Origin of the sequence: Kaistia sp. MMO-174, assembly GCF_037147815.1 — a bacterium.
In the GTDB taxonomy this organism is placed as follows: Bacteria; Pseudomonadota; Alphaproteobacteria; order Rhizobiales; family Kaistiaceae; genus Kaistia; species Kaistia nematophila.
On record NZ_JBBCUO010000002.1, the window covers coordinates 593,904 to 617,450 of the forward strand.

General features: G+C 66.1%; 23 protein-coding genes. 6 read left to right on the forward strand and 17 right to left on the reverse strand.

What is annotated here, in order from left to right; genetic code table 11:
• Positions 1 to 72 precede the first annotated feature (72 nt).
• From WFK98_RS08755 to WFK98_RS08770, 4 genes are all read right to left on the reverse strand, one after another.
• The gene (locus WFK98_RS08755) at positions 73 to 1,050 is read right to left on the reverse strand and encodes a beta-ketoacyl-ACP synthase 3 (protein WP_266337625.1); all 978 of its coding nucleotides are present in this window, start codon (positions 1,048 to 1,050) and stop codon (positions 73 to 75) included.
• Complete coding sequence (gene plsX, locus WFK98_RS08760) at positions 1,047 to 2,117, reverse strand: phosphate acyltransferase PlsX (protein WP_336799957.1); 1,071 nt, start codon at positions 2,115 to 2,117, stop codon at positions 1,047 to 1,049. The genes WFK98_RS08755 and plsX overlap by 4 nt, the downstream gene beginning before the upstream one ends.
• 127 nt (positions 2,118 to 2,244) lie before the next feature.
• Positions 2,245 to 2,781, reverse strand: coding sequence for a YceD family protein (locus WFK98_RS08765; RefSeq protein WP_336799958.1), 537 nt, complete (start codon positions 2,779 to 2,781; stop codon positions 2,245 to 2,247).
• Complete coding sequence (locus WFK98_RS08770; RefSeq protein WP_336799959.1) at positions 2,781 to 3,332, reverse strand: ubiquinol-cytochrome C chaperone family protein; 552 nt, start codon at positions 3,330 to 3,332, stop codon at positions 2,781 to 2,783. Before WFK98_RS08770 ends, WFK98_RS08765 begins: the two co-directional genes overlap by 1 nt.
• Positions 3,333 to 3,500: 168 nt before the next feature.
• Here WFK98_RS08770 and WFK98_RS08775 point away from each other — a divergent pair, with 168 nt between their 5' ends.
• Positions 3,501 to 4,016, forward strand: a complete 516-nt coding sequence (locus WFK98_RS08775) for an outer membrane protein assembly factor BamE (RefSeq protein ID WP_336799960.1) — start codon at positions 3,501 to 3,503, stop codon at positions 4,014 to 4,016.
• Between the two features lie 185 nt (positions 4,017 to 4,201).
• Here WFK98_RS08775 and WFK98_RS08780 read toward each other — a convergent pair whose 3' ends face one another.
• From WFK98_RS08780 to WFK98_RS08840, 13 genes are all read right to left on the reverse strand, one after another.
• A complete protein-coding gene (locus tag WFK98_RS08780; RefSeq protein WP_277614167.1) occupies positions 4,202 to 6,385 on the reverse strand; it encodes a sodium-translocating pyrophosphatase in 2,184 nt (727 codons plus the stop codon).
• A gap of 101 nt (positions 6,386 to 6,486) precedes the next feature.
• The gene (locus WFK98_RS08785) at positions 6,487 to 7,716 is read right to left on the reverse strand and encodes an MFS transporter (protein ID WP_336799961.1); all 1,230 of its coding nucleotides are present in this window, start codon (positions 7,714 to 7,716) and stop codon (positions 6,487 to 6,489) included.
• Between the two features lie 76 nt (positions 7,717 to 7,792).
• A complete protein-coding gene (thiL, locus tag WFK98_RS08790; protein ID WP_336799962.1) occupies positions 7,793 to 8,752 on the reverse strand; it encodes a thiamine-phosphate kinase in 960 nt (319 codons plus the stop codon).
• Positions 8,753 to 8,790: 38 nt separating this feature from the next.
• Complete coding sequence (nusB, locus tag WFK98_RS08795) at positions 8,791 to 9,312, reverse strand: transcription antitermination factor NusB (protein WP_266337633.1); 522 nt, start codon at positions 9,310 to 9,312, stop codon at positions 8,791 to 8,793.
• A gap of 2 nt (positions 9,313 to 9,314) precedes the next feature.
• On the reverse strand, positions 9,315 to 9,767 hold the full coding sequence (gene ribH / locus WFK98_RS08800) for a 6,7-dimethyl-8-ribityllumazine synthase (protein ID WP_266337634.1): 453 nt from the start codon (positions 9,765 to 9,767) through the stop codon (positions 9,315 to 9,317).
• A 174-nt stretch (positions 9,768 to 9,941) separates the two neighbouring features.
• Positions 9,942 to 10,553 (reverse strand): riboflavin synthase, encoded by a 612-nt coding sequence (locus WFK98_RS08805; RefSeq protein ID WP_336799963.1) that lies wholly within the window; start codon positions 10,551 to 10,553, stop codon positions 9,942 to 9,944.
• 3 nt (positions 10,554 to 10,556) lie between these two features.
• Complete coding sequence (gene ribD / locus WFK98_RS08810; protein ID WP_336799964.1) at positions 10,557 to 11,690, reverse strand: bifunctional diaminohydroxyphosphoribosylaminopyrimidine deaminase/5-amino-6-(5-phosphoribosylamino)uracil reductase RibD; 1,134 nt, start codon at positions 11,688 to 11,690, stop codon at positions 10,557 to 10,559.
• Positions 11,691 to 11,729: 39 nt separating this feature from the next.
• On the reverse strand, positions 11,730 to 12,209 hold the full coding sequence (nrdR, locus tag WFK98_RS08815; RefSeq protein WP_336799965.1) for a transcriptional regulator NrdR: 480 nt from the start codon (positions 12,207 to 12,209) through the stop codon (positions 11,730 to 11,732).
• 12 nt (positions 12,210 to 12,221) lie between these two features.
• The gene (glyA, locus tag WFK98_RS08820; RefSeq protein WP_266337638.1) at positions 12,222 to 13,529 is read right to left on the reverse strand and encodes a serine hydroxymethyltransferase; all 1,308 of its coding nucleotides are present in this window, start codon (positions 13,527 to 13,529) and stop codon (positions 12,222 to 12,224) included.
• A 180-nt stretch (positions 13,530 to 13,709) separates the two neighbouring features.
• Positions 13,710 to 15,002 (reverse strand): L,D-transpeptidase family protein, encoded by a 1,293-nt coding sequence (locus tag WFK98_RS08825; protein ID WP_266337639.1) that lies wholly within the window; start codon positions 15,000 to 15,002, stop codon positions 13,710 to 13,712.
• Between the two features lie 359 nt (positions 15,003 to 15,361).
• Positions 15,362 to 15,874 (reverse strand): transcriptional regulator LdtR, encoded by a 513-nt coding sequence (ldtR, locus tag WFK98_RS08830; protein ID WP_266337640.1) that lies wholly within the window; start codon positions 15,872 to 15,874, stop codon positions 15,362 to 15,364.
• A 190-nt stretch (positions 15,875 to 16,064) separates the two neighbouring features.
• The gene (locus tag WFK98_RS08835; protein WP_266337641.1) at positions 16,065 to 16,487 is read right to left on the reverse strand and encodes a DUF6163 family protein; all 423 of its coding nucleotides are present in this window, start codon (positions 16,485 to 16,487) and stop codon (positions 16,065 to 16,067) included.
• Complete coding sequence (locus tag WFK98_RS08840) at positions 16,484 to 17,524, reverse strand: enoyl-CoA hydratase/isomerase family protein (protein WP_336799966.1); 1,041 nt, start codon at positions 17,522 to 17,524, stop codon at positions 16,484 to 16,486. The genes WFK98_RS08835 and WFK98_RS08840 overlap by 4 nt, the downstream gene beginning before the upstream one ends.
• Before the next feature lie 291 nt (positions 17,525 to 17,815).
• Between WFK98_RS08840 and WFK98_RS08845 the strand changes: the two genes are divergently transcribed.
• The 5 genes from WFK98_RS08845 to WFK98_RS08865 all read left to right on the forward strand — a co-directional run bounded on the left by WFK98_RS08845 (position 17,816) and on the right by WFK98_RS08865 (position 23,472).
• Positions 17,816 to 19,108: a hemolysin family protein gene (locus WFK98_RS08845; protein WP_277614168.1), complete on the forward strand. Its 1,293-nt coding sequence runs from the start codon at positions 17,816 to 17,818 to the stop codon at positions 19,106 to 19,108.
• A gap of 94 nt (positions 19,109 to 19,202) precedes the next feature.
• Positions 19,203 to 20,222 carry a porphobilinogen synthase gene (gene hemB / locus WFK98_RS08850; RefSeq protein WP_336799967.1) on the forward strand — a complete coding sequence of 340 codons (1,020 nt, stop codon included), beginning with the start codon at positions 19,203 to 19,205 and terminating at the stop codon, positions 20,220 to 20,222.
• Between the two features lie 43 nt (positions 20,223 to 20,265).
• Complete coding sequence (locus WFK98_RS08855) at positions 20,266 to 21,612, forward strand: branched-chain amino acid ABC transporter permease (protein WP_336799968.1); 1,347 nt, start codon at positions 20,266 to 20,268, stop codon at positions 21,610 to 21,612.
• Between the two features lie 15 nt (positions 21,613 to 21,627).
• Entirely contained in the window at positions 21,628 to 22,884 is a 1,257-nt protein-coding gene (locus WFK98_RS08860) for a threonine ammonia-lyase (RefSeq protein ID WP_266337646.1), read from the forward strand.
• An 87-nt stretch (positions 22,885 to 22,971) separates the two neighbouring features.
• A complete protein-coding gene (locus tag WFK98_RS08865; RefSeq protein WP_336799969.1) occupies positions 22,972 to 23,472 on the forward strand; it encodes an RDD family protein in 501 nt (166 codons plus the stop codon).
• The last annotated feature ends 75 nt before the right edge of the window (positions 23,473 to 23,547 follow it).

A 23,547-nucleotide genomic window follows, 5' to 3' on the forward strand; every position in this document is an offset into this window, starting at 1 on the left:
GCAAGCCTATTGCCAGAGCGAGGACCGGTCAACGTCCTTGATCCTAAGGTGCTAGCATCTCAGGCAGATTTCCTACCAGCGTAGGAGAACGGAGCCCCAGGTGAAGCCGCCGCCCATCGCCTCGAGCAGGATCAAGTCGCCCCGCTTGATGCGGCCGTCGTCGCGCGCCACCGAAAGGGCGAGCGGAATGGAGGCGGCCGAAGTGTTTCCGTGTAGCGAAACGGTGCGAACGACCTTGTCGCTCTCGATGCCGAGCTTCTTGGCGCTGCCGTCGATGATGCGAAGGTTGGCCTGGTGCGGCACGAACCAATCGACATCCTCAGCGCCATAGCCGGTCGCGCGGAAGGCGTCCTCGATCACGTCGGTAATCATGCCGACCGCATGCTTGAAGACCTCGCGGCCCTCCATGCGCAGGTGGCCGACGGTTCCGGTCGAAGACGGACCGCCGTCGACATAGAGCTTGTCACGGTGGCGGCCGTCCGAACGCAGATGCGTGGTCAGCACGCCGCGATCCTCGCGGGTGCCGTCCTGGACGGAGGCGCCGAGAATGACGGCGCCGGCGCCGTCGCCGAACAGCACGCAGGTGGTGCGGTCGGACCAGTCGAGGATGCGGGAGAAGGTCTCGGCACCGATCACCAGGATGCGCTTGGCCTGGCTGGCGCGGATGAACGCGTCGGCAGTCGACAGCGCGAAGACGAAGCCGGAGCAGACGGCCTGCATGTCGAAGGCCGCGCCATGCTCCATGCCGAGCTTGCGCTGCACCGTGACGGCGGTGGCGGGAAAGGTGTCGTCCGGCGTCGCGGTGGCGACGATGATCATGTCGATCTCGCCAACCGTAAGCCCCGCATCGGCCAGCGCCAGCTTGGCGGCGGCGGTGGCGAGGTCTGAGGTCAGCTCGCCCTCCGCCGCGATGTGACGTTCACGGATGCCGGTACGCTGGACGATCCAGTCGTCCGAGGTCTCCACCATTTCCGACAGCTGGGCGTTGGTCAGGGTCTTCTCGGGCAGGTAGCTGCCGCAGCCGAGGACGACCGAACGGATGAAACTCACATTACACCTTCATCGACGATCGCTGCCACTCCCCGCGCGAAGCCGGCGCGGTGATAGTCGGAGAGATCCTGATTGATCTTGGACAGGAAGTCATTCTTGGCCATGCTGTAGCCGACCTCGATGGCGTTGGCGAAGCCGACGCCGTCCGTGCCGCCATGGCTCTTGATGACAACCCCGTTGAGGCCGAGCAGGACCGCGCCGTTGGACGCGCGCGGATCGAGCTTCTGGCGCAGCTGCTGGAACGCGCCCTTGGCGAAGATATAGCCGATCTTGCCCATAAGCGTCCGGCTCATCGCATCGCGCAGATGCGTCGAGATCTGGCGGGCGGTGCCCTCGGCGGTCTTCAGCGCGATATTGCCGGCGAACGCTTCGGTGACGACGACGTCGACCGTGCCCTTGCCGATATCGTCGCCCTCGACGAAGCCCATATATTTCAGGTGCTTGAGGTCGGCTTCGCGGAGGAGCTGGCCGGCGACCCGAACCTCTTCGAGCCCCTTCATCTCCTCGACGCCGATATTGAGCAGGCCGACGGTCGGCTTCTCGATGTCGAGCAGGGCACGCGCCATCGCGCCGCCCATCATGGCGAAATCGATCAACTGCTGGGCATCGGCGTTGATGGTGGCGCCGACGTCGAGCACCACGCTCTCGCCCCGCAGCGTCGGCCAGATCGCCGCCAGCGCCGGGCGTTCGATGCCGGCCATGGTGCGCAAGCAGAACTTCGACATCGCCATCAGCGCGCCGGTGTTGCCGGCGGAGAGCGCGACATCCGCCTCGCCCTTCTTGACGGCGTCGAGCGCCCGCCACATCGACGACTTCCAGCGGCCCTTGCGCAGGGCCTGGCTGGGCTTGTCGTCCATCTGCACGGTGACGTCGCAATGCGTGAAGGTCGAGGCCGCCTTGACGCGCGGATAGGATTCGAGGAGCGGCACGACCGCCCGCTCCTCGCCGAAGAGCTGGTAGCGCAGCTCGGGACGACGGACGAGCGCGATATCGGCCCCCGCAAGCACCGTCGCGGGTCCGTTATCGCCGCCCATTGCGTCGATCGCTATTCTAATCGCTTGAACCATTCCGCCCCTGTTCGACGCGGCCGCTCTGAGCGAAGAGCCCGGCGACGACGGCGCTGGAAAATAACTGTTTCAGCCGGTGAGACAACACTCTTTCAATCACCGTGTGGCCGATTCAAGGCCTTTGCTATCATTTATCGCGCAGCTTCGACAGGGCGGCGAAGGGCGAGCCGGGGTTTGTCCCCCCGTCATGCTCGCCACCCTCCAACGAGGCTCCGGGCGCACGCGGATAGGGATCGAGCGCCAGCGCCAGTTGCTCGGCCACGATCGGCCCGAAGTCGATCGAGTTCCCCTCGAGCGGCTCCGGCGGATCCTCTTCGTCATAGACGACGATCACCTCGGCCTCCGCGACCGTCTTCGGATCGGCGGCGATCGCGTCGGCCGGCAGGAAGCTCAGCGAGAATCGGTCGTCGATATGGGCGGGCACCGGCTGCAGCGTGATGACGCAGGCCTGCACGACATCGGCGCGCAACCGCCCCTCCACCCGGACGCCCTTCACGCCCCAGGGCGTGATGTCGAGATCGGCTTCGAGGCTGTCGAGCGCCAGCAGGTCGAAATCCTTGGCAAGCTCCGCACGCTCGGCAGGCTCGGCGACAAGATGCAGCTTCTGGCCCGAGTTGCCGAGATGGGAGACGTCGAAATGTCGGTGGAACTGGAGCTCGGTCATTATGCTGCCGCGGAAGGAGTGGGAAGGGAGGCGTAGTCGAGGCGACCGGAGAAGATCGTCGGAAGCGACTCAGCCGCGAGCGTCGTGACCGACGCCTCGACATAGCTCGCGATCTGCCCGCCGACGCCGGCCGGAGCGCCATCCGGAAATATGTTGCGCTCGATCGCGTCGACGAGCTTGGCCCGGTCGCCGGAGGCGAGCGCCTCGTCATAAGCGCGAATCCGGCCGAAAAAGGCCTCGGCCATCTTCTTCAGCTTCTTGGGCACCGAAAGGTCGCCGACGCCCATTTCGCGCAGCGTCCCGTCCATGTCCTTCAGGAAGATGTCGAACACGTCCTGGCCAAGCTGACGGTCTTCCGGGCTCTCGTCCTTCAGGCGGTGGAACATCAGGAAGCCATGCAGGACGATCATATCGAAACGGCCATCGAGCGTATCCGGCACGGCAAACTCCGTATAGAGCGCAGGCTGCCGCGCCTGTGCCACGATGGCGCCGTAAAGCGAATATGCTATGGCCTCGTTCCTGCGATTGCGAGCGAACAGGCGGCGGAACATTCGACCGATCTCCAAATCCGGTTGGTCAGATGGGCACGGTGGCAGCGCACTCTTGCCAGAGATGGTGTTGCCCCCTGCCCTTGCAAGGAAGATTGCCACGAGCCCTAGCGCAGGCTAGGGAGAATGCCAACCCAGCGACTGGGCGAGGAGAATGGAATGGAATTCAGCATGAGAGATCGGCGCTTGGCAGCCAGCCCCTTCGTGCGCCGCGCCGGCGTCGGCATGCTGGCTGCGGTTGCGATCGTTTCGCTCGGCGCGTGCTCGAAGATCGCGACCGGCACCGGCAGCCTCGGCGGCCTCAACGAGACGTATCATTCGGGCTACGTGCCGCCGCCGAACGCGATAGAGCAGGTGCCGATCGGCGCCAGCCGCGAGCAGGTGCAGATCGTGCTCGGATCGCCCTCGACCACCGCCGAATATGACGGCGAGGTCTATTATTACATCAGCCAGACCCGCAAGCGTCCGGTCGCCTTCATGAACCGCAAGGTCGTCGACCAGAAGATCTTGGCGGTCTACTTCAACAAGAAGAACGAAGTCGACAAGGTCGCCAACTACGGCATCCAGGACGGCAAGATCTTCGATTACGTTAGCCAGACGACGCCGACGGGCGGCAAGGACCAGGGCTTCCTGGAGCAGGTACTGACCGGAACGGTCGGCATGGGCACCAATCCGTTCGGCACCTGATCCTGGCGCCGTCCTGATGGGACGGTAGCGAATCAGCCAACCGATTTACCCAATGAAAAGGCCCTCCCCGCATCGCGGAGAGGGCCTTTTCTTGTCGGGTCGCCACGAGCGGCGATTCGCGCTGATCGTACCGCAGCCGGATCCGGTCCACGCTTGCGGGCGCGGACCGGAATTGGCCTCGAACTCTACTGCGCGAGCACCGCGAGCAGCAGCAGGGCCACGATGTTCGTGATCTTGATCGCCGGATTGACGGCCGGACCGGCCGTGTCCTTGTAGGGGTCTCCGACGGTATCGCCAGTGACCGAGGCCTTGTGCGCGTCCGAACCCTTGTAGTGGGTCTGCCCATTGCTGTCGGTGAAACCGTCCTCGAACGATTTCTTGGCGTTGTCCCAGGCGCCACCGCCGGACGTCATCGAGATCGCGACGAAGAGCCCGGTCACGATGACGCCGAGAAGCATGGCGCCGACGGCCGAGAAAGCTTCGCTCTTGCCGGCGATCCAGTAGATCAGGAAGTAGACGACGATCGGCGCCAGCACCGGCAGGAGCGAGGGAACCACCATCTCCTTGATCGCCGCCTTGGTCAGGATGTCGACGGCCCGGCCATAATCCGGCTTCTCCGTCCCGGCCATGATTCCTGGCTTCTCGCGGAACTGGCGGCGCACTTCCTCGACGATCGAGCCTGCCGCCCGGCCCACCGCCGTCATCGTGATGCCGCCAAACAGGAAGGGAATCAGGCCGCCGAGCAGCAGGCCCGCCACCACATAGGGGTTGGACAGGGTGAAGTCGGGGACGACGCCCTTGAAGTACTGGAAGGCAGTGGCGCCTTCCTTGTTCGCCTCGGCGATGAAGTGGGTCAGGTCGTAGTTGTAGGCGGCGAACAGCACGAGCGCGCCGAGGCCGGCCGAACCGATGGCATAGCCCTTGGTGACGGCCTTGGTGGTGTTGCCGACCGCGTCGAGCGCGTCGGTCGACTTGCGCACTTCCTTGGGCAGGCCCGCCATTTCGGCAATGCCGCCGGCATTGTCGGTGACAGGGCCGAACGCGTCGAGCGCCACCACCATGCCGGCGAGTCCGAGCATGGTCGAAACCGCGACGGCGGTGCCGAACAGGCCGCCGAGCGCATAGGTCGAGATGATGCCGGCGACGATGACGAGGGTCGGCAGCGCCGTCGATTCGAGCGACACGGCCAGGCCCTGGATCACGTTGGTGCCGTGGCCGGTCACCGAAGCCTGCGAGATCGAGCGGACCGGCCGGAAGCCGATGCCCGTGTAGTACTCGGTGATCCAGACGATCAGGCCTGTCACGGCGAGGCCGACAAGGCCGCACAGGAACAGGCGCGTTCCGGTGATCATGAAGCCCCCGACCGTGCCGATCTCGCCCCAGCCGACGAGCAGGTGGGTGGCGATGGCGAGGCCGGCGATCGAGAACAGCGCCGAGGCGATGAAGCCACGGTAGAGCGCCCCCATGATCGACTGGTTGGCGCCGAGCTTGACGAAGAAAGTTCCGGCGATCGAGGTCAGGATGCAGACGGCGCCGATGCCGAGCGGATAGAGGATGATGCTGCCGAAGGCCGGCGAAGACGCGAAGAAGATCGCCGCGAGCACCATGGTGGCGACCACGGTCACAGCATAGGTCTCGAACAGGTCGGCCGCCATGCCGGCGCAGTCGCCGACATTGTCGCCGACATTGTCGGCGATGGTGGCCGGATTGCGCGGGTCGTCTTCGGGAATGCCCGCCTCGACCTTGCCGACGAGATCGCCGCCGACATCCGCGCCCTTAGTGAAGATGCCGCCGCCGAGACGGGCGAAGATCGAGATCAGCGAAGCGCCGAATCCGAGCGCGACGAGTGCATTGATGACGATGCGGTCATCCGGCGAATAGCCAGCGACATGCGTCAGGATCAGGTAGTAGCCGGAGACCCCGAGCAGCGCGAGACCGGCCACCAGCATCCCGGTGATCGCGCCGGACTTGAAGGCGATCTCGAGGCCTTCGGCGAGGCTCTTGGTCGCCGCCTGGGCCGTGCGCACATTGGCGCGTACCGAGACGTTCATGCCGATGAAGCCAGCGAGGCCGGAGAGGATCGCGCCGATAGCGAAGCCGATCGCCACGGTCAACGAAAGCAGCCAGGCCACCAGGATAAAGATCACCACGCCGACGATGGCGATCGTGGTGTACTGACGCCGGAGATAAGCACTTGCGCCTTCTCGAACCGCCGCCGCGATTTCCTGCATTCGCGCAGAGCCGGCATCGGCCGCGAGGACCGATCGCGTCGCCCATATGCCATAGGCGAGCGCAAGCAACGCACATAGAATAATGAGATAGATCACGTCCACATTCCTCCTCTGGCCGGCCTCTTTGCTTACGGCCATCCGAGGACGCCGCGCCGGCTTCACCGTGCGGCGGGAAAGAGCAACGTTCCTCCCAGCTTTTCCCCCCGTAAAGTCGAGTTGAGAACGCCTTTACGACGCGGTCAAGCTTTCTCCCGACTTGTCGAGCGGCGCAGCAGAAATGCCCAGGTCAAGGCAATGAGGCTCACCATCACGACCGGGAAGACGATCATGTTGATGAAGGCCCAGCCGGGGCCGCCGATCAGCTTGCCGGAGAGGAGCGACGCCATCGCCGCCGAGCCTAAGACAAGGAAATCATTCAGACCCTGGACCCGACCCTTCTCTTCCGGCCGGTAGGTTTCGGACAGCATGGACGTGGCGCCGATGAAGCCGAAGTTCCAGCCGAGGCCGAGCAGGATCAGCGTGATCCAGAAATGCGCCAGCGTAATTCCCGAGAGGCCTACGACGGCGCAGGCGGTCAGGAGCGCCATGCCTGCGATGACGATTCGGTCCTTGCCGAATCGGACGATCAGGCGACCGGTGAAAAAGCTCGGCGCGAACATCGCCAGCACATGCCATTGGATGCCGAGCGCGGCGTCGTTCTGCGTCAGTCCGCAGCCGATCATCGCAAGCGGAGCGGCGGTCATCACCAGGCTCATCAGCGCGTAGGAGGAGATGGCGCAGAGCACCGCCGCGATGAAGCGCGGCTGGCGCGCGATCTCGCGCAAGGGGCGCCCGGCGGGACCGCTATGGGCGCGCGGCTCCTCGCGCGGCGGCGCGACATCGCGCACGAAACCCGCGATAAGGAGGCCGATGAAGCCGAGGCCGGCCGCCGCCAGGAAGCTGCCGGCGAAGGCGATCGGGCTCAGCCAGTCATTGGTGAGGATGATGGCCTGCGGACCGAGGATGCCGGAAAAAATGCCGCCCGCCATGACGAGCGACATCGCCTTGGTCCGCACCGCCATGCTGCCGGCATCGATCGCGGCGAAGCGGTACTGCTGGTTGAACGCGCCAGACATGCCGATCAGGAAGAGCGCCACGACGAACAGCGCGAACGTGCCCTGCATCAGCGCGTAAGTGGCGAGCAGGCCGCCCAGTACGGCTGGCGCGGCCCCCAGCACGAAGCCCCTGCGGCGACCGATCCGGCTCATCAGCATGGCAGCCGGAATCGTCGTCAATGCCGAACCGACCGTCGAGGCGGTAACGGGCAGCGTCGCAAGCGACTTGTCTGGTCCGAGGAGATAGACGCCGGCGAGGCCGCCCAGCGTCACAGCGATCGGCAGGATCGAGCCGTTGACTGCATTGGCGGCCATCAGCACGAACGCGTTGCGCCGCACCTTCCGATCGAGTTCCAGCATGTTCTGCGCGTCCACGACACTCTCCTGCCCGCGAACGGGATCGACAGTCCCCGCCCGAAGCAAATTCGTCTATCAGAAACGCCAGCGATAATCAGAAATGATCGTGCGAGGCCCGATCGAGGGCGATTCTTTCTCCGCGATCATTGATCACGGCCGGTGCGCCCTCGCCTGCGACGATCCGGCCAATCACCGTGACGGGTATGCCCGCGCGCGCGGCGGCGGCCTCGTAGGCGGCAAGACGCGCCTCCGGCATGGTCGTCAGGACCTCGTAGTCGTCGCCGCCCGTCAGCACGCTGGCGAACGCCGTCAGGTCGCGCTCGACCAGGGCGCGCGCCGGCTGCGACAGCGGAATGCGGGCCGCCTCGACGACCGCCGAAACGCCGGACGTACGCGTGACATGGCTCAAGTCGCCGATCAGCCCGTCGGATATGTCCAGCGAGGCATGGGCATGGTCGCGGACGGCTTCCGCGAGGCCGAGCCGCGGCTGCGGATGCAGGTAGCGGTCGAGGAGGTGGGAGGCGCCCTCGCCCGCCGCGGCGCCGTCGAGCGTGCCGAGCCGGAGCCGCAGCCCCAGCGCCGCATCCCCGATCGTGCCCGACACGACGATGAGATCTCCGACCTCGGCTCCGGAACGGCGCACGATGCGCCCGGCCGGCACCTGGCCGAGCGCCGTGATCGACAGCATCAGGCCGTCCGGAGATTTGACCGTGTCGCCGCCGAGAAGGGGAATGCCATAGCGCTGCTGATCGTCGCCGAGGCCGGCGGAAAAGCCGGCCATCCAGTCTTCCGTCCAATCGGCCGGAAGGGCGAGGCCGAGCAGATAGCCCACCGGATTGGCGCCTTTGGCGGCGAGGTCGGAAAGATTGACGCGCAGCGCCTTGCGGGCAATCGATTCCGGCGGATCGTCGGGAAAGAAATGCACGCCGGCCGCGACCATGTCCTTGGTCAGGACAAGATCGAAGCCGGGTTCGGGCCGCATCAGCGCGGCGTCGTCGGTCAGCCCGAACGCGCCTGGATCCTCCGCCAGCGGTCGCAGATAGCGGGCGATCATCCCGAACTCGCCGGGCCGCTCCCCCTGCGCCGGCATGATCAGGCCTTGCCGCCCTGCGGATCGTCGCTGAACTCTTCGCCGCGCAGCTTGCGCGCCACGGTGTCGAGCACGCCATTGACCATGCGCTGCTCGTCATTGGGGCCGAAGAAGGCGCGGGCGATGTCGACATACTCCGTGATGACGACGCGCGCCGGCACGTCCTTGCGGCCCATGAGTTCGTAGGTGCCGCAGCGCAAGATGGCGCGGAGCGTGACGTCGATGCGCTTCAGCGGCCAGTCGGGCGTCAGCGAGACATGGATGGCCGGATCGAGATTGCGCTGCTCGCGCACGACGCCGGCGATGATGTCGCGGAAGAAGGCGGCGTCGGCGTCGCGATACTGGTCGCCGTCGAGTTCCTTGCCGAGGCGATAGTTCTCGAATTCGGCCACGACCTCGGTCAGCGTCTGGCCGCCGATGTCGAGCTGGTAGAGAGCCTGGACGGCGGCCAGCCGGGCCGCGCCCCGCTGATTGGCCGGGCGGAACATGCGCGGCGTCGGCGGGGCCTTGTCGGTAGTGGCCATTCTCAGAGCCCGAATTTGCTGCGAAGGGCGACCATGGCGAGCGCGGCCTCGGCGGCGGCGCCGCCCTTGTTCTTCTCGCTGACGCGGGCGCGGGCATAGGCCTGCGCGTCGTTCTCGACGGTCAGGATGCCGTTGCCGATCGCCAGCGACTCGATCACCGCCATGTCCATGATGGCGCGGGCGGACTCGTTCGCCACGATGTCGTAATGCGAGGTCTCTCCGCGGATGACGCAGCCGAGCACGACGAAGCCGTCATAACTGACCTCGTCTTCGTCCATGGCCGCGAGCGCCATCGACAGAGCGGCCGGAATCTCGAGCACGCCCGGAACCGAGATGCGGTCGAAGGTTGCACCGGCAGCTTCGATCGCGCCCTTGGCGCCGTTGAACAGCTCGTCGGAGATGTCTTCGTAGAAGCGGGCGTCGATGATGAGGAGATGAGGTGCCGAATCGCTCATGTTGAGGCTCTCATTTTGACCGGTCACCCGGAAAGGAATGGGCGGCAGGTGAACCACGCGGCCCCTGCGCTGTAAAGGGAAAAGAACGCCGCAGCCGCCGCCCTCCCCGCGCCGCGGAAACGCTCGCGCATTCCGGGGCGGGAGGCCGCGCGGACAGGCCGCTTTCCTGGCAGCTTACGACGCCTCTGTCAGGCGTGCCACATAGCGCGCCATCTGGTCGACTTCGAGATGTACCCGGTCGTCGACCCTGCGCGCGCCCCAGGTGGTGACGTCGGGGCTCAGCGTGTGCGGGATCAGAAGAACCGAGAAGCGGTTGCCCTCGACCCAGTTGACGGTAAGCGAGGTGCCGTCGAGTGCGACCGAGCCCTTGGTGGCGATGAAGCGGGCGAGGCTGGCCGGCGCCTCGAAGACGAAGCGCGTGGTCTCGCCGAGTTCCTCACGGCTGACGATGGTGGCGAGGCCGTCGACATGGCCGGAAACCATATGGCCGCCGAGCTCGTCGCCGAGCTTCAGCGCCCGCTCCAGATTGATCGCCTCCCCGGCCTGCCAGTTACCGACTTCGGTGAGCGCGAGCGTTTCCGGCGCCGCCTCGACGTCGAAGCGTGTCCGGCCATTCGGCTGCGGGTCAATCGAGATCACGGTGAGGCAGACGCCGGCGCAGGCGATCGACGCCCCGATGTCGATGGTCGCCGCATCGTAGCGGCTGTCGATGGTGATCCGGTTGACGTCGTTGCGACGCTCGATCGCCGTGACCTTGCCGACGTCGGAGATGATACCCGTGAACATTGTTCAGACTGCCCTTTCGTAGCGAACCATTCGGTCTTCGCCGAGACGCGCTTCCTCGACGCGGCGGAAGCGCGGACTGCGCTCGATCGCCGAAAGCGCACCGCCCGCGAGCGCGCGCACGCCATCCGGCCCGACCACCACCGGCGCGTGAAACAGAACCACTTCATCCAGGAGGCCGCGCCCGAGCAGGGAAGCCGCCACCCTGGCGCCGCCCTCGGCCAGCAGCCGGGTCACGCCGCGCTCCGCCAGCAGGCGCATCGCCGCCTCGATGTCGATGCCGCCGGATCCAGTGCCGACCGGCAGTATCTCGACGCCATGCGCCAGCAGAGCCTCACGGTGGGCGAGCGGCGCCTCATTACTGCAGACAACCCAGAGCGCCGTATCGGCGGCGCCCCGGACGAGCGACGATTTCGGCGAAAGCCGCGCCTGGGTATCGAGCACGATGCGGATCGGCGAATGCGCCCGCAGGCCCGGGACCCGGACCGTCAGGCTCGGATCGTCGACGAGCGCGGTGCCGATGCCGATCAGCGTGGCGTCGGCCTCGATGCGCATGGTCTGCAGCCTGGCGAACGCCTCCCGGCCGGAAACCAGCATCCGCTCGCCGGTCTGTCGGCCAATCATGCCATCGGCGGAAACGGCGAGCTTCAACGTTACATGCGGCCGCCCGGCCGCAAGAACGGAAATGGTGCCGGCATGCAACCGCCTGGCCTCGTCGCCGAGTACGCCGACGGTGACGGCAACGCCGGCGTCGCGCAATTGCGCATGGCCGCGCCCGGTGATCTGCGGATCGGGACTCTCGAGCGCGCTGACCACGCGAGAAACGCCCGCCTCGATCAGTGCCTGGACGTCGGAGACACCATCAACGGCGACCGGCGACGGCTCCAGCGTCGTGTAGAGAGTGCTATCGCGAGCCAATTCGCCCGCCATGGCGAGCGCACCGCGCTCTGCATGTGGCACGCCACCGGCCGCGGTGTTGCCGCGACCGAAGATGACAGGCTCGCCGCTTTCGACCCCGACGACGAGCGCGCCGACCGCCGGGGCGACGGAACCGAGATTGCGACGGCCGAAGCGGAGCGCGACGGCCATGAGCCGGCGGTCCAGTTCGGGATCGGCGTTGCCCGTTCGCTCCGTCGCCATCCGACACCCCCGCAGGTTTCGAGCGAGACCGGGAAAGCCCTAGTCGCGCTCCTCGGCGTCCGCCACGTCCTGGCTCGAAAGCTCGTCCAGCACGGTGGAGAAGTCCTTGGCCTCGCGGAAATTGCGATAGACCGAGGCAAACCGCACATAGGCGACGTCATCGAGGCCCTTCAGCGCCTCCATGACATAGACGCCGATCTGCTCCGCATTGATCTCGCTCTCGCCGCTGCTTTCGAGCTGGCGGACGACACCGTTGACCATGCGCTCGACGCGCTCGGGATCGACCGGCCGCTTGCGCAACGCGACCTGGACCGACCGCATCAGCTTGTCGCGATCGAAAGGGACACGCCGGCCGCTTTTCTTGATGACGATCAGCTCGCGCAGCTGGATCCGCTCGAAGGTCGTGAACCGGCCGCCGCAATCCGCGCAGACCCGCCGCCGCCGGATGGACGTATTGTCCTCCGACGGACGGGAGTCCTTCACCTGCGTGTCGTCGCTACCGCAATAGGGACAACGCATGGAGTTCCCCGATCAGGAATAGATCGGGAAGCGCGCGGTCAGAGCATGGACACGCTCCTTGACCGAAGCTTCCACGAGCGGGGCGGAACCGTCTTCCGACTGCGACACGGCGCCGAGCACCTCGGCGATCAGCCGGCCGACTTCCTGGAATTCCGCGACGCCGAAGCCGCGCGTGGTGGCGGCCGGCGTGCCGAGACGGATGCCGGAGGTGACGAAGGGCTTCTCCGGATCGTAGGGGATGCCGTTCTTGTTGCAGGTCAGGCCGGCGCGGACGAGCGCCTTCTCAGAGACGTTGCCCTTCACCTGCTTCGGCCGCAGGTCGACCAGCATCAGGTGGTTGTCGGTGCCGCCCGAGACGATGTCGAAGCCGGAGCCCTTCAGCGTTTCCGCCAGCGCACGAGCGTTTTCGACGACGTTGTTCGCGTAGACCTTGAAGTCCGGACGCAATGCCTCGGCGAAGGCGACGGCCTTGGCGGCGATGACGTGCATGAGCGGTCCGCCCTGCAGGCCCGGGAACACGGCCGAGTTGATCTTCTTCGCGATCGCCTCGTCATTGGTCATGATCATGCCGCCGCGCGGACCGCGCAGCGACTTGTGCGTCGTCGAGGTGACGACATGCGCATGCGGCAGCGGCGACGGGTGGGCGCCACCGGCGACGAGGCCGGCGAAGTGGGCCATGTCGACCATCAGGTAGGCGCCGACCGAATCGGCGATCTCGCGGAAGCGCTTGAAGTCCCAGATGCGCGAATAGGCCGTGCCGCCGGCGATGATCAGCTTCGGCTTGGTCTCTTCGGCGATGCGCTGGATCTCTTCATAGTCGAGCAGCTGGTCCTCGCGGCGCACGCCATAGGGCGCCACCTTGAACCACTTGCCGGACATGTTGACCTGCGAGCCATGCGTCAGGTGTCCGCCGGCGGCGAGGTCGAGGCCCATGAAGGTGTCGCCCGGCTCCAGCAGGGCCAGGAACACGGCCTGGTTCATCTGGCTGCCGGAATTCGGCTGGACGTTGACGAACTGGCAGTCGAACAGCTTCTTGGCGCGCTCGATGGCGAGCGTCTCGACGATGTCGACGAACTCGCAGCCGCCATAGTAGCGCTTGCCCGGATAGCCCTCGGCATACTTGTTGGTGAGCACCGAACCCTGCGCTTCCAGAACGGCGCGCGAAACGATGTTCTCCGAAGCAATCAGCTCGATCTCATGCTGCTGGCGACCGAGCTCCTTGCCGATGGCGTCGGCGATTTCCGGATCGGCCTGGGCAAGCGTCCGGTTGAAGAAGGCGGAGGTCGAGGAAAGGCTGTCTGCACGATCCGTCAGAGACATGGGGCGGTCCATCCTGTTGGCGGTACCGGAATCGTGCCAGAGACGGCACGTGCCGGAACCCGCGCGGCGTACCATATGTAGGGGTAGACGCCAAGAAAAAGGGCCTCATCGGCCCTTCAATTAACGGTTGTCGTTCCGGGCAATTGGCGCGGAACGACGCTTTCAGGGCCTGCCAGCGACCTATTGTAGCGCCAGCTGGCCGATGCCGTCGCGATTGTAGATGTCATCGCGGAAATGGGTCACGCCGTCGGCCATCGCCCAGGCGCTGATATATTGCAGGTAGAGCGGAATCTCCGGCTTCGGATTGATGTCGACCTGCTCGCCCGACTTGAAGATCTGGTCGATGCGCTCGCGCGGGAACTCCGGCGTGTCGCGCAGCAGCCAGCCGATCAGCTGGCGGATGTTCTGCACGCGGATGCAGCCCGACGAGTCGAAGCGCTGCTCGCGGCCGAAGATGTCCTTCTGCGGCGTGTCGTGCATGTACACCTGCTCGTCGTTGTGGAACGAGATGCGCACGGTGCCGAGCGAGTTGAAATCACCCGGATCCTGGCGGAAGCGGTAGCCCTTGGTCGCCTGGTCGGTGTTCCAGTCGATCGCCGTCGGCGGCACTTCCATGCCGCTCTGGTCGTAGATGCGGATATGCTTCTTGGTCAGGTAGTCCGGCGACTTTTGCATCAGCGGGATCAGATCCTTGCGGATGATCGAGGCCGGCACGGTCCAGAACGGATTGAAGCTGACGCGATAGATCTTGGTGGCGAGCACCGGCGTCGGACGATCGACCTTGCCGACGACGGCGGTGTGGCGCGAGATGACGCGGCCGTTCTCGACCACCTCGATCGCCGCGGCCGGGATGTTGATCATGACATAGCGTTCGCCGAGGAAGCCCGACATAGAGCGCAGCCGGACCAGGTTGGTCTGCAGCTGGCCGAGACGGACATCCGCCGGAACGTTCATCATGTTGATGGTCGACTGGCCGGCGACGCCATCGGCCGGCAGGCCGTGCCGGGCCTGGAAGCGGCGCAGGCCGGCATCGACATAGGAATCGAAGGTCTGCGAATTGCCGGCGCCGGCGGCGAGATCACCGGTAACGGTCAGGCGCTGGCGCAGGATGACAACGTTGGGATCCTTGAGGCCGAGGCTGAGCTTCTTGTCGGCCGGAACCATGGGCCAGCCGCCGCGCGCCACGATATCGGTATAGTTCTGGATCGCGTATTCGACCGCCTGCGCCGTATCGGGCGACAGGATCGGCGCCGAGGTGCGCACAGAGGCGGCGCCGCTCGACGCGGCATCGAATCCGTCGGACCAGTCGCCGCTGCTGCTCTGCAGCACCTGATTGATCGGATCGTCGCTCTGCGCCATCGCCGCGATCGGCGCCGCAACCGAGGCGGCCAGGGCGCCGGCCAGGGTGCGCAACGCGCCACGCCGCGTCATCCGGGCCGCCGGGAGGAGATTGGTGTTCTTGGATCCGCTCATGTCGATACTTCTGGAAGCTCGCCTGTACTGGGAGCCCGCGAACCGATCGCCCGCCCCCGATCTTCGACTGCGGCTAGCACGCGCCGCGAACCTTGAAAACAGGCCGGCCTGAAGCCGACCCCACCACCACGCGAAACGCACAGCGCCGCGACTGTACCCACTCCATACAGACGATCCGCACGCGCGACACCGCACAATCCGTATGCCTCTGGCTTTCATGTCACTATGGCGCTTTCATGTCACACCGCCGCAACGCAGCGCAGTCGCCCGGATGCGTGCCGCGCCGCCAACCCGCCGCCGAACGTGCAAAAGCCCCGGCAGGGGTGGCCGGGGCTTTTGGAGGGTCAGGCGATCCTGCTTCAGAGGCGATACAGGATCTGGTCGGTCCAGAAGCGCTCGAGGCGCTGCAGCGAGCGGTTCAACTGCTGGAAGTCGTCGATGGCGATGCCGCCGATCTGTTCGATCGACTTCATGTGGCGCTCATAGACGCCGGCGACGATGGCGGCGACTTCCCGGCCCGCCTCGGTCAGGCTGACGCGAACCGAACGGCGATCCATCCGCGAACGCTGGTGGTGGATATAGCCCATCTCGACCAGCTTCTTGAGATTGTAGGAGACATTGGAGCCGAGATAGTAGCCGCGGGTGCGCAGCTCACCTGCGGTCAGCTCGGAGTCGCCGATGTTGAACAGCAGCAGCGCCTGGGTGCTGTTGATGTCGGAGCGCCCCTCGCGGTCGAACTCGTCCTTGACGACATCCAGCAGGCGGCGATGCAGACGCTCGACGAGCGTCACGGCCTCCATGTAAAGCGGCTTGAGTTCCGAAGTAGACTGGGGCTTGGCGACCGTTTCGACTGCCCGAGCTGCGCTGATCATCTTCTGTGCCTCTCTGTTCCGCGGCAAGTATTCTTCTCACCTCATGACAACGGAACTTATAGGCGGCATTTGAAAATCATCTTAAGGATCAGGATTAACAGCCACTTACCCGGCAGGTTGGCATTCGAAACGGATTCTATCGTTAAAAACTTGCTATATGGCGAGCGGAACGCCGCGCCCCACCTCGGTTTCAGCCGGTCGCCGCCTCGTGCCGGCGGCTCATGACGAGCAGGCCGACGAAGACCAGAAGGGCGATGACGTGGAACGAGACGACGAAAAGGTTGAGCCCGAACGTCTCGGCGAACACCGTGTGCATCGCGATTTCGAACAGCGCGACATAGATCCAGATCACGTTGCCCCAGGCGACGCGCATCCAGAGGCCGACAGCGGCGACGAGGTCGACCACGGCGAGATGGATGGTGACGAAGCGCCACTGCGTCGACATCGTCTCGAAGCTCCAGCCGTCATCCTGGAAGACGCCGGCGATGTAGAGCCACTGGCGCAGGCCGAGCAGCAGCAGGATGGCCGCCACGCCACGCAGATAGACGTCGAGCGCCAGCGCATACGGATTGTCCGGCTCGCTCGGCAGCTGGGTAACTTCATTGTCGATCATGGCAGCGGAAGATCTCCGTCGTGGGGAGCCACGAAGTGCCCTTCGATCAGGCCCGGGTCAACTGCGTCGAGCGTAGCAGGGTTCCACCGCGGCGACTGGTCCTTGTCGACCAGCACGGCCCGCACGCCTTCATAGAAGTCATGGCCGTCGAGGATCGTGCAGGCGATCCGCCAGTCCAGCCGGATGCAGTCGTCGAAATCGAGTTCGCGCGCGGCGCGGATCTGCCGTAGCGCGACGCGCAGGCTTGTCGGCGATTTGCCGCGGATGGTGGCGGCCGTTCGCGCCGCCCATTCGGCATGGGGCCCCTCCAGCACGTCGAGGCGGGCGAGGATCGATTCGACCGGACCGGTCGCGAAGATGGCCGAGATCGTCGCATCGACGGGACCGAGCGTTTCGGCCGGCGCCGCCTCGGCGTGGCGAGCGAGCACCGCGTCGACATCTGCGGATTCCGCGAGTTCGGCGACGATCGCATCGAAGGCGGCGGCTGGGGCCGCATGGGTCGCGACGCCGGCATGGAGCGCATCGCCGCGCGCCAGCCGCGCCGCGGCCAGGCCGCAATAGAGCCCGATCTCGTGCGGCATGCGCGACAGGAAGAAGCTGGAGCCGACATCCGGGAAGAAGCCGATGCCGGTCTCCGGCATGGAGAAGATCGCCTTTTCGGCGAAGACGCGATGCGATCCGTGCACGGCGATGCCGGCGCCGCCGCCCATGATGTAGCCGTCGACGAGCGCGACATAGGACTTGGGATAGGCCTTGATCGCCGCGTTCAGACGGTATTCGTCATGGAAGAAGGCTGTCTGGTCCGGCGCCCCTCGTCCGGCCTCGTAGACGGCGCGGATGTCGCCTCCGGCGCAGAAAGCGCGCCCCTTCGCCCGGACGATCACCAGGCGGATCGCCGGATCGTACTTCCATTCCTCGAGAGCGCCGGCGAGCGCCTTGATCATGCCGTGCGACAGCGCGTTCAGCGCGGACGGGCGATTGAGCGTGACGAGGCCGGCATGCCCCAGGCGTTCGAACAGGATTTCAGGCTCGGCCATCTTGCCTCCGGCGGGATGTGGACGATGGTAAGCGGGACCCGTGGCGGGACAAGGCCGCGTCGTCAGCCGTCCCCACCTCATTCGCCGGTGGCGTCTTTCAGACGAGATGATGGCCTCATCTCTCCGCTGGCGAGAAGCCGGCGCGTTCTATATGATCCACCGCATGTCTAGATAGTCTTTGCGAAGCTTTGCTCTGGAGCGGAACCTTGCGGTTCGGCGGGCCAGCCCTTTTTCTTTGTCCAAACGGATAAGATGGTACCCTTCTCAATGATTGCCGCGCGCTAACCGCACATGCCCTGGCAAGACCTTTTGATCATCGCTGTGTTGATCGCATTCAACGGCTTCTTCGCGCTTTCCGAGATCGCCGTCGTTTCATCCCGCCCCGCCCGTCTGCAGTTCATGGCCAATGAAGGCGTCCGCGGCGCCACCACGGCCCTGCGCCTGGCGGAGGATCCGACCGGGTTTCTCTCCGCCGTCCAGATCGGCATCACGCTCGTCGCCATCCTGTCGGGCGCCTTTGGCGAGGCAGCGCTGGCGACGCCGCTTACCGACTTCCTGATGTACGAGTTCCCGAGCCTCGGCGCTCGCGCCTCGACGATCGCGACCGTCATCGTCGTGGTCGGCCTCGCCTATTTCTCGCTGATCGCCGGCGAACTGGTGCCGAAGCGGCTGGCGCTGACCAATCCCGAGCGGCTGGCCTGCTTGGTGGCGCGTCCCGTCGGCATGCTCGCCCGCATCGCCCTGCCCGTGGTCTGGTTCCTGCGCCTGTCGACGGACACGGTGCTGCGCCTCATCGGCAAGCAGGGCAATGACGAGCGTGGTGTCACCGAGGAAGAGGTGAAGACCATGATCGCCGAAGGCGCCGAGGCCGGCGTCTTCCACCAGGCTGAGCGCGAGATGATCGAGGCGGTGATCCGCGTCGCCGACCGTCCGGTCCGCACCATCATGGTCGCCCGGCCCGACGTCGTCTGGCTCGATATCGAGGATCCGCCGAGCGAGAACCGCAACACGGTGATCGAATCCGGCCACTCGCGCTTTCCGGTCAGCCGCGGCGAGATCGACGCTGTCATCGGCATCGTCCACGCCAAGGACCTGCTGGAGCAGATCTACAAGGGCCAGACCGTCGATATCGAGGCGATCATCCGCGAGCCGCTCTATGTCGACGAGCGGATGGCGATCCTGAAGGTCCTCGACCGGTTCAAGACTTCGAACGTCCACATGGCCGTCGTCCTCGACGAGTATGGCAGCTTCCAGGGCGTCGTCACGCCGATGGATATCCTGACGGCGATCGCCGGCGACATGCCGGAGCACGAGGGCGACGACGTCCCCGACGCGACGCAACGCGCCGACGGCTCGTGGCTGATCGACGGCAGCGCGCAGATCGACAGCGTCGAGCGGACGCTGGGACTGCGATCCCTCGCCAAGGACGAGGACTTCGCCACGATGGCCGGCTTCATGCTGCACCATCTCGGCCACATCCCCGTGCCGGGCGAGTTCTTCAGTTATGAAGGCTGGATCTTCGAGGTGGTTGACCTCGACGGCCGCCGGATCGACAAGGTGCTCGTCCGCAAGAGCGACAGCTAATCGCTCCACTCCATCGGGAGGCGCGACAGCGCGGCGCTTGCCGCCGGCTTTGCCGGTGCTAACGTCCCGCTGCCGCGCATCCAAGGAAAGCAGAATGACCCGTCACAACTTCACGCCGCCCGACATGAACGCGATCCTGGGCGGCCGCCGCCTTCGACGCAATCGCAAGGCGGACTGGTCGCGCCGGCTCGTGCGCGAGACGCTGCTAACGGTCAACGACCTGATCTGGCCGATCTTCCTGATCGAGGGCACGAATGTTCGCCAGGACGTCGCCTCGATGCCGGGCGTGCAGCGCCTCTCGGTCGACCAGGCGGTGGTGGAGGCCGAGAAGGCGGCGGCGCTGGGCATTCCGGCGATCGCGCTCTTCCCCTTCACCGAGCCGTCGCTGCGCGATCCGACCGGTTCCGAATCGCTCAATCCGAACAACCTCGTCTGCCAGGCCTGCCGCGCCATCAAGGCGGCGGTGCCGGAGATCGGCCTGATCACCGACGTCGCGCTCGATCCCTATACCAGCCACGGCCATGACGGCGTGATGGAAGGCGACCGCATCGTCAACGACGCCAGTGTCGCCCTGCTGGTCCAGCAGGCGCTGCGCCAGGCCGAAGCCGGCGCCGATGTCATCGCGCCGTCCGACATGATGGACGGCCGCGTCGCGGCGATCCGCGAGGTCCTGGACGAATCGGGCTTCCTCGACGTCCAGATCATGGCCTACTCGGCCAAGTACGCCTCGGCCTTCTACGGCCCGTTCCGCGACGCGATCGGCACCTCGAAGACCCTGATCGGCGACAAGCGCACCTACCAGATGGATTTCGGCAATACCGACGAGGCGCTTCGCGAGGTCGAACTCGACATCCAGGAAGGGGCTGACATGATCATGGTCAAGCCCGGCATGCCCTATCTGGACGTGGTGCAGCGGGTGAAGGAGACCTTCGCCATGCCGACCTTCGCCTACCAGGTGTCGGGTGAATACGCGATGCTGCAGGCGGCCGCCCGCAATGGCTGGATCGACGGCGAGCGCGCCTTCATCGAAAGCCTCGCAGCCTTCAAGCGGGCGGGGGCGGACGGGGTGCTGACCTACTTCGCGCCGCTCGTCGCGCCGCTGCTTCCTCGCTGAGCGGGGCGCGCCGATGAGGGGGGCCGCAAGATCGGCCGCGATCATGGCGCTCCTCTTCTGCGCCGCCGCGCTGCTTTCCGCCTGCAGCGACGTCGACCGCCAGCAGGCGAAGATCTGCGTTGCGGTCGCCACCGCCGTCGCGCCCGAGAACCAGAAGGTATCGATCCAGTCGGTCATCCCGCTCGTCGGCGTCAGCCATGCGGTGCGGGTGAACTACAGCGTGCCCGGCATGGCGCTGCCGCTCTATGTCGATTGCGCCTTTGGCGGCGGCATGCTGGAGCCCGGCCGGGGCGACGTCATCGGCGTGCGCGGCTATGACGGCGCGCTGTCGGAACGGGAATTGCTGACGCTCTATCGCTGGTTCCTGTCGCGGGACGATTTCATCGATCGCGCCGTGGCCGAGACGAACTGGCAGCCGGAGAGTATCCAGTTGCTGTCCTGGGCGCCGCCGAAGGCGGTCGGCTTCGCGCTCCAGCAGGTGACCAACATTCTGAACCTCGCGGCGCTCTATTCGCCGCTCGCCCTCGCCTTCGCCCTCATCTACGGCCTGATCCGGCGCATCAACATGGCCTTCGGCCAGATCACGGTGATCGGCGGCTATGGCGCCATCTTCGGCATCGTTGCGGCAGTCGGGATCCCCTCCTTCGGCCCCTTCGCGACGCTCGCCCTCGCCGTCGCCTGCGCGGTCTCGCTCGCGGCGCTCTGGGGCTGGCTGGTGGGGCGGACGGTCGTGCTGCCGCTCGCGGACCGTCCGGACCGCGCCTTCATGATCGCTACCATCGGTCTCGGAATCGCGCTGTCGGAAATGCTCCACCTCGGCCAGGGCGCGCGCGAGATCTGGGTCGAGCCGATGCTGGACACGCCGGTGATCCTGACGGCGGGCGCCTTCCCCGTCGTCGTGCCGGAGATGCGGCTGGTGATCATCCTGGTCGCGCTGATCGTGCTGCCGGCGGTCCTCGCCTTCATGCGCCTTTCGCGATTCGGTCGGGCCTGGCTCTCGGTCGCGGACGACCCGGTGATGGCGCGGCTCGCCGGCATCAATACGGGCGCGGTCACCGCCGTCACGCTCATCCTCGCCTCGGCGCTCGCGGCCGGCGGCGGGCTGGTGCTGGCTCTGAGCTATGGCACGATCAGCTTTTCCATGGGCCTGATGGTCGGACTGAAGGCGCTACTCGCGAGCCTCGTCGGCGGTGCCGGCTCCCTGCTCGGCGCCGTGCTCGGCGGCCTGCTGATCGCCACGCTGGAGACGGCGTGGTCTGCCTATTTCGATTCGACATCGCGCGACATCGTCGTGCTCGGCGTGCTCACGCTGCTCTTCCTGCTGCGTCCCAACGGCCTCATGGGGCTGGGCAAGGCGCTGGAGGAAGGGCGCGGCACCCGACTATCCTGAGTTTCGGAGACCTCCATGCAAGAAGCGTCCAGCCAAGACACGTCGCGGCCCTCCCCCCAGGCCATCCCGACCCTTGAGGACATTCGCGACGCCGCGCGGATCATCGACGGCGTCCTGATCCGGACGCCGTTCCTGCCTGCGCCGCGCCTGTCGCGCCTCACCGGCGCCGAGGTCTACGTCAAGTACGAGAACCTGCAGGTCACCTCCGCCTTCAAGGAACGCGGCGCCCTGGTCAAGCTGCTGTCGCTGACCCCGGAGGAGCGCGCCAACGGCGTCGTCGCCATGTCGGCCGGCAACCATGCCCAGGCCGTCGCCTACCACGCGCAGCGGCTCGGCATCCCGGCCACCATCGTGATGCCGAAGACCACTCCCTTCGTGAAGGTCGAGGCGACCCAGGCGTTCGGCGCCAAGGTCGTCGTCGAGGGCGAGACCCTCGCGGTCTGCCAGGCGATCGCCGCGAACATCGCGCAGGAGACCGGCGCGGTCTGGGTCCATCCCTATGACGATCCGCACGTCATCCGCGGGCAGGGCACGGTGGCGCTCGAAATGCTGGAGGACGGCCCTCCCCTCGACTGCATCCTCGTGCCGGTCGGCGGCGGCGGCCTGATCGGCGGCATCGCCATCGCCACCAAGGCGCTCTCGCCGCAAACCGAGGTGATCGGCGTCGAGACCGAGCTCTATCCGTCCATGCGCGCCGCGCTCGACGGTGTCGAGGGCGAATGCGGCGGCAACACGCTGGCCGAGGGCATCGCGGTCAAGAATGTCGGCAAGCTGACGCTGGAGATCGCCCGCCGCCATGTCGACGATGTCGTGCTGGTGCCGGAGACGACGATCGAGCGCGCGGTCAACGCCTATCTGACGCTGCAGAAGACGATGGCGGAAGGCGCCGGCGCCGCGGGCCTCGCCGCCATGCTGGCCGATCCCGAGCGCTTCCGCGGACGACGCGTCGGCCTGGTGCTCTGCGGCGGCAACATCGATCCGCGCCTCGCCGCCTCCATCATGGTGCGCGAACTGGCGCGGTCCGAACGGATCGTCGCCGTGCGGATGACCATTCCCGACCGGCCGGGCGTGCTGGCCGACATCGCCGAGACGATCGGCGAGTGCGGCGGCAACATCCTCGAAGTCTCGCATCATCGCCACCTGCTGAGCGTGCCGGCGAAGGGCGCCAGCCTCGACGTGACATTCGAGACGCACGGCCCCGAGCATGCGGCCGAGATCGTCGCCGCCCTCGAGGCGAAGCACTATTCGGTGGAGCGCATGGATCCGCCCTGATCCCGGGCAGCACGAGAGCATCTCTTCTTGTATGAAGGAGCAGCATTTCCCATTTGATTAACCATGGGACGGGGCCAGGAAATCGCCATGACGCACTATGACGACGCCTACCGCTCGGATGGCCTGGTCTTCGACCCGGCGCGCGAGCCGGAACTCTTCGACGGCGTGCTGTCGAAGCGGTTCTTCGCCTGCATCGTCGACGCAATCCTGATCGGCGTCTTCCTCGCGCTGGCGGCGCTGGTCATCTTCGCGATCGGCGTGGTGACGCTCGGCATTGGCTGGTTCCTGTTCGCGCTGCCGCTGTTCGCGATCGTGGCGCTGCTCTACATCGCGCTGACGCTGGGCGGCCCCAAGGCGGCGACGCCCGGCATGCGGATGATGGGCGTCACGATCCGCAGCACCGACGGCCAGCGCATCGGCCCGATCATCGCGGCCGCCCATGCGCTGATCTTCTGGTTCTCCATGTCGGTGCTGACGCCGCTCGTCCTGCTGGTCGGCCTGTTCTCCAACCGCAAGCGCCTGCTGCAGGACATGCTCCTCGGCACGGTGATCCTGAACAACGACCCGCTGGTGCGGACGCGCCGCTGACTCCTGCAGAATTTACTATTGGCACCGGCTGCTCGCGTATTATCGTTCGATGATGCCTGAATCGTCCGGCCCCGT